Here is a 14857-nt window from a genome sequence, read left to right on the forward strand (position 1 = left end):
GCCATGCACGGTTTCGTCGGCGCCCCCGCATCACACCCCGCTCCACGTCTGCCGCTGGTGCCGCGCCTCGCCCTGCGGGAGCTGCGCGGCGGCCTGCGCGGCTTCGGCGTCTTCCTCGCCTGCATCGCGCTCGGCGTTGCGGCGATCGCGGGCGTCTCCTCCGTCTCCCGCAGTCTGACCGAAGGCCTCGCCGTGGAGGGGCGTCGTATCCTCGGCGGCGACCTCGCCTTCAGCCTCGTGCAGCGCGAGGCGAGCCTTGAGGAGCGCGCCTTCCTCGACGGCGCGGGGCGCGTCTCCGCCATCGCCACCCTGCGCGCCATGGCCATCGCGGATACAGGCGAATCCGCCCTCGTCGAGGTCAAGGCCGTCGACGGGGCCTATCCGATGATCGGGGCGGTGGAGAGCGAGCCGGCCGCATCGGTGCAAGAGCTTCTCGCCGAGCGCGACGGCACCTACGGGGCTCTCGTCGATCCGGTCCTGCTCGATCGCCTCGGCCTTGCGGTCGGCGACGTCGTCAGCCTCGGCAACGCCCGCGTCGCGCTCCGGGCGCGCCTCGTCTCGGAACCGGACAAGATCGCGGCCGGCGTCGGCTTCGGCCCGCGGCTCCTGATGTCGCAGGAGGGGCTCGCGGCGAGCGGCCTCGTGCAGCCCGGCAGCCTCGTGCGCTGGACCTACCGCGTGGCGTTGCCCGGCGCGAGCGGGGGCGAGCGCGCCCTGGAGCGCCTCGAAGCCGAGGCGCGGCAGCGCCTACCCGACGCCGGCTGGCAGATCCGCTCGCGCAACAACGCCTCGCCGCAGTTCGCCCGCAACATCGAGCGCTTCACGCAGTTCCTCACCCTGGTCGGCCTCACCGCCCTCATGGTCGGCGGAGTTGGCGTTGCCAATGCGGTGAACGCCTTTGTCGAACGCAAGCTGCATTCCATCGCCACGCTGAAGAGCCTCGGCGCGCCGGGCGGACAGGTAGTGGCCGTGTACCTGACCCAGGTCATGATCATTGCCGCTGTCGGCATCGCCATCGGGCTCGCTGTCGGCGCGGCGATGCCCTTCGCGGTGGCCCATGCGGCCAAAAGCCTGCTACCCCTGCCGCTGACGCCGGGGCTCGCCCCGCTCGAACTCGCCGTCGCCGCGCTCTACGGCTTTCTCACGGCGCTTGCCTTCGCGCTCGGCCCGCTCGGCCGGGCGCACGACGTGCCGGTCTCGGCCCTGTTCCGCGACGAGGTGGATCCTGCCGCGAAGGGGCCGCGCCTGCGCTACCGGCTCGCGAGCCTCGCTGCCGTCGCGGCGCTGGTGGCGGTCGCCGTCGTCTTCGCCTACGACCGGCGCGTCGCGCTCATCTTCATCGCCGCCGCAGCGGGTGCCTTCCTGCTGCTGAGGCTGGTCGCGCTCGGCCTCATGGCGCTCGCCCGCCGCCTGCCGCGCCCGCGCCGCACGGCGCCCCGCCTCGCGCTCGGCAATATTCACCGGCCGGGTGCGCTGACGCCTTCGCTCGTCCTCTCGCTCGGCCTCGGCGTGACGCTGCTCGTCGCACTCGCGATGATCGACGCCAATATCCGCGGACAGCTGACGCGCGCCCTGCCAGCCCAGGCGCCGAGCTTCTTCTTCCTCGACATCCAGAACGGCGAGGCCGACCGCTTCGAGGCCTTCCTAGCCCGCGAGGCGCCGCAGGGAACGGTCGAGCGGGTGCCCATGATGCGCGGCCGCGTCGTCTCGCTGAAGGGCATCCGGGCGAGCGACTACAAGGCGCCGGAAGAGGCCGCCTGGGTGCTGGAAGGTGATCGCGGCCTCACCTATGCCGCAAAGCCACCCGAGGGCTCGACCGTCGTTGCCGGCGAATGGTGGCCGGCCGATTACGCGGGCGAGCCGCTCGTCTCCTTCGATCGGGAGCTTGCGCAGGAACTCGACCTCACCGTTGGCGACCGACTCGTCGTCAACGTGCTCGGGCGCAACATCGAGGCCAGGATCGCCAACCTGCGCACAGTGGAATGGCGCACGCTCGGCATCAATTTCGTCATGGTGTTCTCGCCCAATACCTTCGCCGGCGCGCCGCATACGCATCTTGCCACGCTCACCGCGAACGGGGTGGGCAACCGCGTCGACGAAGGTGCGGTGATGCGGGCGCTCGCCAAGGAATTCCCAATGGTGACGAGCGTGCGCGTGCGCGACGCGCTTGATGCCGTCAACGACGTCGTCAGCCAGCTCGCCATCGCCGTGCGCGCGGCGAGCTCGGTGGCGCTGGCGGCGAGCCTGCTGGTCCTCGGCGGAGCGCTGGCCGCCGGCCATCAGGCCCGGCTGCATGATGCCGTCGTCCTGAAGACGCTCGGAGCGACGCGCGCGCGGCTGATAGGCGCCTTCAGCCTCGAATATGGTGCGCTCGGCAGCGCGACCGCCTTCTTCGGCTTCATCGCCGGCACGATCAGCGCCTATGTCATCGTGACGCGCGTCATGCGCCTGTCATTCACCTTCGAGCCGGGCGGCGCGCTCGCCGCGGCGCTGCTTGCCATCGTCGTCACCATCGGCCTCGGGCTTGCCGGCACGTGGCGCATCCTCGGCCAGAAGCCGGCACCCTATCTGCGCAACCTTTGAGGCGCATGGCCGCGGAGGAAGTTCGTCCCCAAGCCCTCCGCCCGCGGCATTCCCCGGCGCCGCTTTCCCATGCGCGGCCACCGAATCAGCCTTGTAAGGCGGGCCTGTTGAGCCCATATTTCGGTACAAGTGCGGCCTTCGGCGCGCATCGTTGGCGTGATTTAGCTTCGAGAGGGAAAAATGTCCGATCTGAACCGCAACACCTATGCCTACGGCACGGGTGTCGCCCGGGCCGGGACCGCAGAGCTCGACCAGGGCCTGCGGGCCTTCATGCTGGGCGTTTACAACCACATGGTGCTGGGACTTGCCGTCACCGGTCTTGCTGCCCTGGGCACCTTCATGCTCGCAGTGACGAACGACCCGTCGGCAGCCGTGGCGCAGATGCGCGGCGGCATCATGCTGACGCAATTCGGCTACGCCATCTTCGCAAGCCCGCTGAAGTGGGTGGTGATGCTGGCGCCGCTTGCGGCTGTGTTCTTTCTCAGCTTCCGCATCGCCAGCATGCAGCCGGGTGCGGCGCGGGCACTGTTCCTCGTCTACGCGGGACTTGTCGGCCTGTCGCTGTCGTCGATCTTCCTCGTCTTCACGGGCGCGTCCATCGTGCGCGTGTTCTTCATCACGGCCGCCGCCTTCGGCGCACTGAGCCTCTACGGCTACACGACGAAGAAGAACCTCTCGGCGATGGGCTCCTTCCTGGTCATGGGCCTCTTCGGCCTCATCATCGCCATGCTGGTCAACCTGTTCCTGCAGTCGAGCGCCCTGCAGTTCGCCATCTCGGTGGTGGGTGTGCTCGTCTTCGCCGGCCTGACCGCCTGGGACACGCAGCGCATCAAGGAGATGTACTACGAGCTCGACGAGAGCGACGTTGCCGCCCGCAAGTCGATTCTCGGCGCGCTGATGCTGTACCTCGACTTCATCAACATGTTCGTCATGCTGCTGCAGCTTTTCGGCCAGTCGCGCGAATGAACGCGGCGACGGTCGCAAGCGACAAAGCCCCGGCTGCGCGTCGGGGCTTTCTTTTTGATGGTCGCTTCGGCGTCGCGGCGATCCGGCTCTAGCGGGCGACCAGCCGCACGGGCTTGTCGAGAACCTGCAGAACGCGGGTAAGATCGTGCCCGCGCTTCAGGATGCGTCCCGAGGCCGAGATGACGCTATAGGCGCCCTGTCGGCGGGCGAGTTGCGGATCCTTCTCGATACGGTAGAGGGGAACCTCGCTCGTTCGGCGAAAGACCGAGAACACCGCCCTGTCCTTCAGGAAGTCGAGCGCGTAGTCGCGCCATTCGCCGAGCGCCACCATCCGCCCGTAGACATTGAGGATCTCCCTGAGCTCGCGCGCATCAAACGAGACGACGTTGGCCGCGCGCGGCGCCGGGGACGAGATGTGGTGCCCGTGCGGTGGAGAAGGTTCCTCATCCTTTCGCCGCGGGGTGAAGGGCACAATGGCCGCTCCGCCCCCGGTGCGAAAGGGATCGGAAGAGGGATCGCTCGTCTCCGTTTCGCTCATGACCTCCGTCCGGCTCGGCGAGGAGAGCATGCGGGCCGCCTGCCTGCGTCATGCATCCGTCATGATGCGGCCGCCGCCGGGCCGGCGCAAGCCTCATCGCGGGCCTCAACCAGATCGCTGAGCGATGCAGGCAAATCTGAAAGAAAAACCACAATTTGGCCGCAGAGCCGTCAATCAGGCGCCCTAGTGCGGGGCGATAAAAAGCACGTTGCCTCGATGGTCCGGCGCTCGCCGCCCTGGATCTAGTCAGCCCCCCAGCCCCCCGGGGTGGACGAGATGCCGGACCACTCGGTTCCGTGTAAGAGTAACTAGGGCCGGTGTCCCCGCACCGGCCCTATTCTTTTGCCCGCCCCCGCCGCGAGGCGATTCGGCTGCGACGCCCGGTCCTAGAGAGCCTCTCGGCACGGAGGCCCTCAGCGTGCCTGGGCGTGATATTCGCGGTTCGGCCGCATGTCGACGGCCGAAGCCATGCGATTCGACATGTTGAAGAAGGAAGCGACGGCGGCAATGTCCCAGATCGCCTTGTCGTCGAAGCCGGCATCGCGCAGCGCCTGCCGGTCCTCCTCGCCGATCTCGTGCGACCGTTCTGTCAGCTTCGCGGCGAAGTCCAGCATCACCCGCTGGCGCAGGGAGAGCTCCGCCGCGCGGTAGTTCATCACCATCATTTCGCCGAGGACCGGATCCCCCGAGAGCAGGCGCACCGCTGCCCCGTGCGCCGTCAGGCAGTAGTAGCAGCGGTTGATGCTCGAAACGACGACGGCGATCATCTCCCGCTCCAGCTTGCTGAGACCGGACGGCGCCAGCATCAGGTCGTTGTGGAAGGCGGCGAAAGCCTCCAGCTTGGCATTGTCGTGCGCATAGGCGGCAAGCACATTGGGCACGAAGCCGAGCTTCTCCTCGCATTTTGCGAAATAGGCCTGCATCGACGGCGACAATTCCCCCGGTGCCAGCGACAACGCCGTCGGCGCCGGTGTCACATCCTGGCGGGTGGGCTTTTCCTCCTGCCGGTCGACTTTCGACATGCGCGCGTCTCCTCCTTCGCATTTCCTGCTGCCGCAATTGCCTGTGCGGCGTCCGGCCATGCCGAGAATGTCGGCCGCGAGGCTGCATTTGTCCACGACATGATCTAAGGATGAGCAGCTTCGACGCTGTCGGGAGGACGATGATGGAGCTCGCTGCGGCCGACAAACGGGCCGGACTGGTAAAAGCCATTGACGAAGCGCTCGATTCGATGGGTGAGGTCTTGCCACCCGGCTTCGTCGATCTCCTGATCGGCCGTGCCGCCCTCGAGGATCTCGCCGACTATCCCGTGGCAAGCCTCGCCGCCCTTGCCGTCGCATCCTACCGCCACCTGACCGAGCCGCGCCCGGCCGGCCGGCATGACGTGCGCCTCATCGACCACGAGATCGAGCGCGATGGCCATCGCCGCGACATCACGGTCGTCGAGGTCATCAACGACAACATGCCGTTCCTCCTCGATTCGACACTCGCCGAGATCGTCGATCAGGGATACGAGCCCTATCTCGTCACCCACCCGATCCTCGCCGTGGAGCGTGGCGAAGACGGCGCCTTCCTGCGCTTTGCCGGCGAGGCAGCAGCCGGGGCACCACGCGGTGCGCGGCGCGAGAGCCTCATCCATATCCACCTGCCGCGAATCGACGACGAGGCGGTGCGCCTCAGGCTCACCCAGGGGCTCGAGTCGGTCTACACCGACGTCGAGCGGGCGGTGCGCGACTGGAGCGCCATGCGGGGGCGCCTCGCCGGCGCCGCCGAGGCCTACAAGATCAATCCGCCGCCCCTGCCGGCGGAGGAGGTCGCAGAGGCGGTCCGCTTCCTCGAGTGGATCGCGGCGGACAATTTCACCATTCTCGGCGTCCGGGAATATGGCTTCGCCGGCGGCGACGCGGCGGGCTCGGCACCGATCGAGGGCACCGGGCTCGGCATCCTGCGCGATCCGGAGGTGCGCGTGCTGCGCCGCGGGCGCGAGCTCGTCGTCATGAGCCCCGAGATCACGGCCTTCCTCGCCCGGCCGGTGGCGCTCATCATCACCAAGGCGAATGTCAAGAGCCGGGTGCACCGCCGGGCCCATCTCGACTACATCGGCGTCAAGCTGTTCTCGGAAGAGGGCGAGCTCGCCGGCGAGCTGCGCATCGTCGGGCTGTTCACGGCCAATGCCTATACCGGCTCGACCCGTACCATCCCCTACCTCAGGCACAAGGTGGCGCAGGTCATCCAGCGCGCCGGCTTCGACCCGGCGAGCTATTCCGGCCGCGCGCTCATGCACGTCCTCGAGGACTATCCGCGCGACGAACTGTTCCAGGTCGACATCGAGACACTCTACCGCTTCTCGCTCGACATCCTGCACCTGACCGAGCGCCCGCGCGTGCGCGCTCTTGCCCGGCTCGACGAATTCGACCGTTTCGTCTCCGTGCTCGTCTTCATCCCGAAGGAGCGCTACGACACGTCCGTGCGTCGGCGGGTGGGCGAGTTCCTCGCCGCCACCTACCAGGGGCGCGTCTCCGCCGCCTATCCGAGCTATCCGGAAGGCCCGCTGGCGCGCACGCACTACATCATCGGCCGCGACGAGGGCAAGACGCCGGACGTCAGCCGCGAAACCCTGGAAGCCGGTATCACGGCCATCGTGCGCACCTGGGCCGACGCTTTGCGCAGCGCGCTCGAGAACACCGTCGGCGGCTACAAGGCGCGCGTCGCAGCGCAGCGCTATGCGGAGGCCTTCAGCGCCGCCTACCGCGAAGCCTTTGCCGGCGAGGCGGTGCTGAAGGATATTGGCATTCTTGAGCGCCTGTCGAACCGGCGGCCGCGTGCGGTCGACCTCTACCGGCGTGAGGGCGATGGCGAGGAACGGGCCAATCTCAAGGTTTTCGCCCGTGGTGCTCCGATGCCCCTGTCGCAGCGCGTGCCGATGCTGGAGCGGTTCGGCTTCCGGGTCGTCAACGAGCGCACCTATCGCGTCCTGCCGGACGGCGAGCCCAAGAGCGCCCAGGTATGGCTGCACGACATGGCGCTGGAGCGCAGCGCCGGCGGCCCGATCGACATCGACGCCCTGCAGCGTCCGCTAGAAGCCGCTCTCATGGCCGTCTTCCGCGACGCGGCCGAATCGGACGGCTTCAATGCGCTTGTCCTGGAGGCCGGGGCCAACTGGCGCGACGTCGCCATGCTGCGCGCCTTCGGCCGTTACATGCAGCAGATCGGTGTTCCCTACGACCAGGACTACATCGCCGCCGCGCTCGCGCGCCAGCCGCAGATCGCGCTCGCGCTCATCCGCCTGTTCTACGCTCGCTTCGACCCGCGCGGCGACGAGGCGACGCGCGCCGAGGTTTGCGCGGCCGAGCGGACCAGAATCGAGGAGATGCTGGCCGCGGTCACGAGCCTCGACGACGATCGCATCCTGCGCCGCTTCGTCAACCTGATCGAGGCGGCAGTCCGAACCAGCTTCTTCCAACTGGGGCCGGATGGGCAGACGCGCGACCCCATCGCCTTCAAGTTCGAATGCGCCCGCGTCGAAGGCCTGCCACTGCCGCGCCCGCTCTACGAGATCTTCGTCTACAGCCCGCGGGTCGAGGGCGTGCACTTGCGCTTCGGCAAGGTGGCGCGTGGCGGCCTGCGCTGGTCCGACCGGCCGCAGGACTTCCGCACCGAGGTGCTCGGCCTCGTCAAGGCACAGCAGGTGAAGAACGCCGTGATCGTACCGGTCGGGGCCAAGGGCGGCTTCGTGCCCAAGCGCCTTCCGCCGGCGAGCGACCGGCAGGCATGGCTCGCCGAAGGCACGGAGGCCTACAAGATCTTCGTCGGCACCTTGCTCGACCTCACCGACAATCTCGACGGCGAAACCGTCGTGCCACCGGCCGACACCGTACGCCACGACGGCGACGACCCCTATCTCGTGGTTGCCGCCGACAAGGGCACGGCCACTTTTTCCGACATCGCCAACGGCCTCTCGGAAGCCCACCACCACTGGCTGGGCGACGCCTTCGCCTCCGGCGGCAGCCATGGCTACGACCACAAGGGCATGGGCATCACCGCCCGGGGTGCATGGGAAGCTGTGAAGCGCCACTTCCGCGAGATGGATGTCGACATCCAGAGCGAGCCCGTCAGGGTCGTCGGCGTCGGTGACATGTCGGGCGACGTCTTCGGCAACGGCATGCTACTGTCGCGGGCGCTCAAGGTGGTCGCCGCCTTCGACCACCGCGACATCTTCATCGATCCCGATCCCGATCCGGCCGTCTCCTGGGCCGAGCGCAAGCGGCTGTTCGACCTGCCGCGCTCGAGCTGGCAGGACTACGACAAGAGCCTGATCTCGGAAGGCGGCGGCGTCTTCTCCCGTTCTCTCAAGGCCATCCCGCTGTCGCCGCAGATGCGTGCTCTCCTTGATCTCGACAAGGAGACGGCAACTCCGAGCGAGGTGATGAATGCCATTCTCAAGGCCCGCGTCGACCTGCTCTGGTTCGGCGGAATCGGCACCTACGTATGCTCGCAGGAGGAGGACAGCGAGGACGTCGGCGACCGTGCCAACGATGCCATCCGCATCACGGGCGGCGAGATCCGCGCCCGCGTCATCGGCGAGGGTGCCAATCTCGGCTGCACCCAGCGCGGACGCATCGAGGCGGCGCGGCGCGGCGTCCGGCTCAACACCGACGCCATCGACAATTCCGCCGGCGTCAACACCTCGGACGTCGAGGTCAACATCAAGATCGCGCTCAGCCAGCCCGAGCGCGACGGCCGCCTGACGCGCGCGGCGCGCAACGCCCTTCTCGCCGAGATGACCGACGAGGTGGGAGCGCTCGTGCTGCGCAACAACTATCTGCAGACGCTCGCCCTCTCGCTGGCCGAGCGGCATGGAGCGGGCGAGATCGGCTTTGCGCGCCGCCTGATGCAGGTGCTCGAACAGCATGGCCGGCTCGACCGCACGGTCGAGAACCTGCCGGACGATGCGAGCCTTGCCGAGCGCGAGCAGCGTGGCGAGGGCCTGACACGGCCCGAACTTGCCGTGCTTCTCGCCTATGCCAAGCTCGCCCTGCACGATGCCCTGCTCGACAGCGCCGTGCCGGACGAACCCTATCTCGCCCGCGAGCTGGCGCGCTACATGCCCGGACCGGTGCGCGAGCGTTTCCCCGACGCGGTGGAAAGCCATCGTCTGCGGCGCGAGATCATCGCCACCCAACTCGCCAACGCCATCGTCAACCGCGGCGGGCCGACCATCGTGACGAAGCTCGCCGACCAGACGGGCGCCGACGCGCCGGCCATTGCCATGGCCTATGCGGCGACGCGCGACGCCTTTGGCCTCACCGAGCTCAACGCAGCCATCGACGCCCTCGACGGCAAGATCAGCGGAGCGCTGCAGCTCAGGCTCTACGGCGAATTGCAGGACATGCTGATCGGCCAACTCGCCTGGTTCATCCGCAATGTCGACCTTGCCGGCGAGGATCTCGATGCTGTCGTTGCGCGCTATCGCGACGGGCTGGGCGAGATCGCGGCCTGTCTCGACGCCATCCTGCCCGCTTCGGCGCGGGAGGGGCTCAGGGAGCGCGCCGAGGCGCTCGTGGCCCAGGACGTGCCTGAGGATCTCGCAGGACGCCTCGCCGCCCTGCCCGTTCTCGCGGAAGGCCCCGACATCGTCCGGGTCGCCACCCTGGCCGGTCGGCCGGTGCGCGACGTGGCCGCCACCCATTTCGCCGTGGAGGGGATCTTCCGGCTCGGGGCGCTCGCCGCACAGGGACGGGAGATCAAGGTCGCCGACTACTATGACCGCCTGGCGCTCGACCGGGCCATCGACGGCCTGTCCGACGCCCACCGCCGCCTGACGGCGGAGATCGTCGCCGACGGCGCGGGACCGCAAGCCGTCGAGGCCTGGGAGGAGCGCCGCGGCAGCGAGGTCACACGCATCCGCAGCACCGTCGAGACCATTGCCGCCTCCGGGCTGACGCTGTCGAAGCTGACGGTGGCGGCGAGCCTGCTCGGTGACCTCGCTCGTGGCTGAGCCGGATCATGACGTCGGCGGCTCCGCGCCGCCGGTGTTCGATGCGGTCTTTCGCGCCCGCTTCGCAGAACTCGTCGCCTGGCGGCGCGACGTGCGCCGTTTCCTCCCGAAGCCCGTCGACAGGGACACGATCGGGGCGCTCCTCGCGCTGGCCGCGCAGGCACCTTCCGTCGGCAATGCGCAGCCGTGGCGCTTCGTCATGGTCGACGACCCATCCCGGCGCGCGGCGGTGCGCAGCAACTTCGAGCGCTGCAACGCCGAAGCCCTCCTGGACTACGCCGGCGAGCGGGCGCAGCTCTACACCCGGCTGAAACTGGAAGGGCTCGCGGAGGCACCCGTGCACATCGCCGCCTTCTGCGACGAGCGCGCCGATACCGGCCACGGCCTCGGCCGGCGCACCATGCCCGAGACGCTCCACTATTCCGTCGTCACCGCGATCCATACCTTCTGGCTCGCGGCGCGGACAGCCGGGCTCGGCGTCGGCTGGATCTCGATCCTCGATCCCGGCGAGCTGGCGGCGGCGCTCGAAGTGCCGGCACGCTGGCGCTTCATCGGCTATCTGTGCGTCGGCTATCCTTGCGAGGAACACCTTGATCCCGAGCTCGTGCGCCACGGCTGGCAGGACCGGCTGGCGCCCGACAGCACCATCCTGGAGCGCTGATGACCGCCGCGACGACCGTAGCGCCGCCCGAGTCGAGCCTTGCCGGGGCCTATCCGCCCCGGCGCTCGGTCGTCGCCTGGCTCTTCTTCGACTGGGCCTGCCAGCCCTTCTTCACGCTGATCACGACCTTCGTGTTCGCGCCCTATTTCGCCGCGCGCCTCGCCGCCAACCCGGCCGAAGGGCAGGCGCTGTGGGGCTATGCGACGGGCCTTGCGGGGCTCACCATCGCCCTTGCGTCCCCCGTGCTTGGGGCGATTGCCGATGCGAGCGGGCCGAAGAAGCCCTGGATCGCCGCCTTCGGCGCCATGATGGCGCTCGCCAGCGCAGCCCTTTGGTGGGCCGCGCCGGGCGTGCCCTTCGCCGTACCGCTCGCTCTCGTCGCCTTCGCCATCGGTACCATCGGGGCGGAATTTGCGACGGTCTTCAACAATTCCATGATGCCGCGCCTCGTCCCGCCGGAGAAGCTCGGGCGCCTGTCCGGCACCGGCTGGGCTACCGGCTATGTCGGCGGGCTCATCTCGCTCGTCGTCACGCTCGGCTTGCTCGCCGGAAGCCCAGAAACCGGGCGCACGCTCATGGGCCTCGTCCCACTCTTTGGCCTCGATCCTGTGACCGCCGCAGGGGACCGGGCGGCAGGGCCGCTGACCGCGCTGTGGTTCGTCGTCTTCGTCATGCCCATGTTCCTGCTGACGCCGGACGTACCGGCGACGGGAGCCTCCCTTCGCGAAGCGGCCGGACGGGGTGTGCGCGCGCTCGCCAACACCATTGCCCACGCGCGGCGGCACGGCGCGGTGATGCGCTTCCTCCTTGCCAACATGGTCTACCAGGACGGGCTGGTGGCCCTGTTCGCCTTTGGCGGCATCTATGCGGCCGGCGTCTTCGGCTGGGGCACCATCGAAATCGGCATCTTCGGCATCCTGCTGACGATCACCGGCACCATCGGCGCCTTCGTCGGCGGGCGCCTCGACGACGCCATCGGCTCGAAGCCGGTCATCCTCGGCGCGCTCGGCGTCCTCATCACCTGCTGCATCGGTATCCTCTCGCTATCGAGCGACCGCGTCCTCTTCATCGTGCCGGCGGAGCCACCGCAGCCGGCGGATGGGCTCTATGCCAGCCTGCCTGAGAAGGTCTATCTCGGGCTCGGGCTCCTCATCGGCCTCGTCGCGGGACCCATGCAGGCCGCGTCGCGCAGCCTCCTCGTGCGCCTCGCGCCGGAAGGCCGGGCCGGCGAGTTCTTCGGCCTCTTCGCCCTGTCGGGCAAGGTCACGTCCTTCCTTGCGCCGACCATGGTCGCCGTCGCCACGCAGGCGAGCGGCACGCAGACAGCAGGGCTCGCGGTTCTCGTCCTCTTCTTCGGCTCGGGGGCCGTGATCCTCGCCGGCGTCAACCAGCGGACGTAACCGGCCGTTCACCCTCGTGGCCGAAAGCCGGTTTCCGGCAAGAAGCCGTTCATCGCCGTGAGGCTTCAATCGCCGCCGACGTTCGCGAAAAGACGAACAGGGTGGCGACGATGAAGATTGTGATGGCGGCGGGCGCGGCCTCGGTCGCGCTCGCCCTCCTGGCAGCGCCGGCAAAGAGCCGGGAGATCGTCTCCTTCTCCGGCTATGCGCCGGGCACGGTGGTGGTGCGCACCAAAGAGCGCCGGCTCTATTTCGTCGCCCGCGAGGGCGTCGCGCTGCGCTATCGTGTCGCCGTGGGCAAGCCGGGCAAGCAATGGCGCGGCATTACCCATATCGACGGCAAATACGTGCGGCCGGCCTGGTCGCCACCGGCCGAGGTCAAGCGCGACAACCCGCACCTGCCGGACGTCATCCCCGGTGGCGTGCCACAGAACCCGATGGGCGAGCGGGCCTTGACGCTGATGGGCGACGAATATGCCATCCACGGTACCAACCGGCCCGACTCCATCGGCCGGTTCGCCTCCTACGGCTGTATCCGCATGCACAACACCGATATCATCGACCTTTTCGACCGCGTCACCGTCGGCACGCCGGTGGTGGTGCTGCCATAGCGGCCGGGTGCCGCCGAAGCGCCCGGCGCAGGCCGACGCTCCTCGTCCCGTTCCGCCCCCTCCACCGTCATGCCCGCGCTTGTCGCGGGCACATCCACGCCGTGGCGCCGGCGCCAGGCTGAACCCCGTGGATGGCGGGACGAGCCCGGCCATGACGGGAGGAGAGGTTGTGCTCGGCCCCCAGCCCGACACCTGCACGCCGTTGCCCTGCCGTCATGCCCGTGCTCGTCGCGGGCATCCACGCCGGTGACGCCGGCACCAGGCTGAAAGGCGTGGATGGCCGGGACGAGCCCGGCCATGACGGGTGGGGAGGTTGTACTCCGCGCCCGGCCCAACACCGGCACGCCGTTGCCCTGCCGTCATGCCCGCGCTCGCCGCGGGCAGCCGCACCGTGACGCCGGCGCCAGGCTGAAAGGCGTGGATGACCGGGACGGGCCCGGCCAGGACGGGTGGGGAGGTCGTGCTCCGCGCCCGGCCCAACACCGGCACGCCGTTGCCCTGCCGTCATGCCCGCGCTCGTCGCGGGCATCCACGCGGTGACGCCGGCACCAGGCTGAAGGGCGTGATGGCCGGGACGAGCCGGGCCAGGACGGGTGGGGAGGTCGCATTCCGCTCGCGCTCGATGCGTTCGGGCAACGCGTGCGCTTGCGGCAGCCTTACCGGTAAAGGTCCTCGCGCGTCGGCGGCAGGCCCGAGGGGCCCTTGGCGCGGCGGGAGGCGAGCGTCTGGAAGATGCCGATGGTGCCGCGCTCGAAGCCGAGCGAGACGCCGGCAAGGTAGAGCAGCCACAGCCGCGTCTTCGCTGCTCCCACCTCGCGCTCGGCTGCCTCGCGGTTGGCGTAGAGGCGTTCGCACCACAGCCGCGTGGTACGCGCATAATGCTCCCGCCAAGCCTCGACGTCATGCACCTCGAAGCCATAGCGCTCGAGGCTCGTCACCGAGCCGCCGATGTGATCGAGCTCCGAGCCCGGGAAGATGTAGTTGACGATGGCTGCATATTCCGGCCGCTTCCTGCGGAAGGCGCGGGCCGACTTCTTGGCCGGGCGGGTGATGGCGTGGTTGAGCAGGAGGCCGCGCGGGCGCAGGAGTTCGCGCATCCTGGTGAAATAGGCACCGTGGTTGTCGAGCCCCACATGCTCGAACATGCCGATGGAAGCGATCTTGTCGAAGGTGCCGGTGAGCTCGCGATAGTCTTTCAATTCCACCGTCACCCGGTCCTGAAGGCCGAGGCGGGCGATCTTCTCCTTCGCGAAGGCGAGTTGTGCCTCGCTCAGCGTCACGCCGTGCGCCGTGACGCCGTAATGCTGCGCCGCGTGGCAGACGAGGCCGCCCCAGCCGCAGCCGATGTCGAGGAAGCGCTCGCCTTCCTTCAGCCGCAGCTTGCGGCAGATCATGTCGAGCTTGGCCTTCTGCGCCTCCTCGATGCCGACGTCCCAGCGCGGGAAATAGGCGCAGGAATATTGCATCTCGGGATCGAGGAAGAGGCCGTAGAAGGCGTTCGACAGGTCGTAGTGGAACTGCACGAGGGCCTTGTTGTCGCGGCCGGCGGCGTCCTTGTCGACCTGGGCGCCCTGATAGGCATGGCTGCCGGCCGGCTTCTGCGCCCGGCCGAAGAGGAACGGCAGCAGGGAGCGAACGAGCAGCCCCTTGTCGAGCCGCTTCAGGAGGCCCTTGGTATTGGCCTCGCCGCGACGCGCCGCGACGTCGAGCAGCGTACCGCCGTGCAGGTCGATGTCGCCGGCGGCCAGAAGCTCGACCAGCGTCGTCAGCCGGGGCGAGCGCACGAGGCGGGTCACGGCCTCCGGCGCCGCAATGGAGAAGACGAGATCGCCGTTCGCCTTGGGCCCGAGCGGGATCGTCTCACCGTTCCACAGCCTGACGGAGAGGTCGGCGCCCAGCCTGTCACCGACGTGCCGCAGCAGTCGCCGCGCGGCATCGAGCCGCTTGTCCACCCCTTCAGCCTCGCGCGTCACCATGCCGTCCCCTCATTACCCGAGTCGGCGCACGTTATAGCCTTTGCGCGGAAAGTGAATCACGCTTCGCCGCCAGAACGAATTTTCAGGACGAATTTTCGGGGCGAGTTTCCGAGACGAATTTCCT

The 14857-nt window shown here is 68.7% G+C and carries 9 protein-coding genes; 6 read left to right on the forward strand and 3 right to left on the reverse strand.

Going from position 1 to position 14857, the window contains the following annotated elements:
• Positions 1-3: 3 nt before the first annotated feature.
• Positions 4-2583 (forward strand): ABC transporter permease, encoded by a 2580-nt coding sequence (locus ASC46_RS13410; protein ID WP_055459923.1) that lies wholly within the window; start codon positions 4-6, stop codon positions 2581-2583.
• A gap of 180 nt (positions 2584-2763) precedes the next feature.
• The gene (locus ASC46_RS13415; RefSeq protein WP_055459806.1) at positions 2764-3549 is read left to right on the forward strand and encodes a Bax inhibitor-1/YccA family protein; all 786 of its coding nucleotides are present in this window, start codon (positions 2764-2766) and stop codon (positions 3547-3549) included.
• Positions 3550-3637: 88 nt separating this feature from the next.
• On the opposite strand, the gene ASC46_RS13420 is transcribed toward ASC46_RS13415, so the two are convergent.
• Together ASC46_RS13420 and ASC46_RS13425 are read right to left on the reverse strand one after the other, a co-directional pair.
• Positions 3638-4087, reverse strand: a complete 450-nt coding sequence (locus ASC46_RS13420; protein WP_186438016.1) for a DUF2794 domain-containing protein — start codon at positions 4085-4087, stop codon at positions 3638-3640.
• A gap of 413 nt (positions 4088-4500) precedes the next feature.
• Positions 4501-5109, reverse strand: coding sequence for a peroxidase-related enzyme (locus tag ASC46_RS13425; RefSeq protein WP_425349141.1), 609 nt, complete (start codon positions 5107-5109; stop codon positions 4501-4503).
• A 143-nt stretch (positions 5110-5252) separates the two neighbouring features.
• Between ASC46_RS13425 and ASC46_RS13430 the strand changes: the two genes are divergently transcribed.
• The 4 genes from ASC46_RS13430 to ASC46_RS13445 all read left to right on the forward strand — a co-directional run bounded on the left by ASC46_RS13430 (position 5253) and on the right by ASC46_RS13445 (position 12757).
• Positions 5253-10085, forward strand: a complete 4833-nt coding sequence (locus ASC46_RS13430) for an NAD-glutamate dehydrogenase (protein ID WP_425349146.1) — start codon at positions 5253-5255, stop codon at positions 10083-10085.
• Positions 10066-10746: a 5,6-dimethylbenzimidazole synthase gene (bluB, locus tag ASC46_RS13435; protein WP_245280547.1), complete on the forward strand. Its 681-nt coding sequence runs from the start codon at positions 10066-10068 to the stop codon at positions 10744-10746. Before ASC46_RS13430 ends, bluB begins: the two co-directional genes overlap by 20 nt.
• Positions 10746-12146 (forward strand): MFS transporter, encoded by a 1401-nt coding sequence (locus ASC46_RS13440; protein WP_055459808.1) that lies wholly within the window; start codon positions 10746-10748, stop codon positions 12144-12146. Before bluB ends, ASC46_RS13440 begins: the two co-directional genes overlap by 1 nt.
• A gap of 110 nt (positions 12147-12256) precedes the next feature.
• Positions 12257-12757, forward strand: a complete 501-nt coding sequence (locus ASC46_RS13445; protein WP_055459809.1) for a L,D-transpeptidase — start codon at positions 12257-12259, stop codon at positions 12755-12757.
• Positions 12758-13413: 656 nt separating this feature from the next.
• Here the strand turns inward: ASC46_RS13445 and ASC46_RS13450 are convergent.
• Positions 13414-14733 carry an SAM-dependent methyltransferase gene (locus ASC46_RS13450; RefSeq protein WP_055459810.1) on the reverse strand — a complete coding sequence of 440 codons (1320 nt, stop codon included), beginning with the start codon at positions 14731-14733 and terminating at the stop codon, positions 13414-13416.
• Positions 14734-14857: the final 124 nt, after the last annotated feature.

The organism is Chelatococcus sambhunathii (genome assembly GCF_001418005.1).
Classification (GTDB): Bacteria; Pseudomonadota; Alphaproteobacteria; order Rhizobiales; family Beijerinckiaceae; genus Chelatococcus_A; species Chelatococcus_A sambhunathii.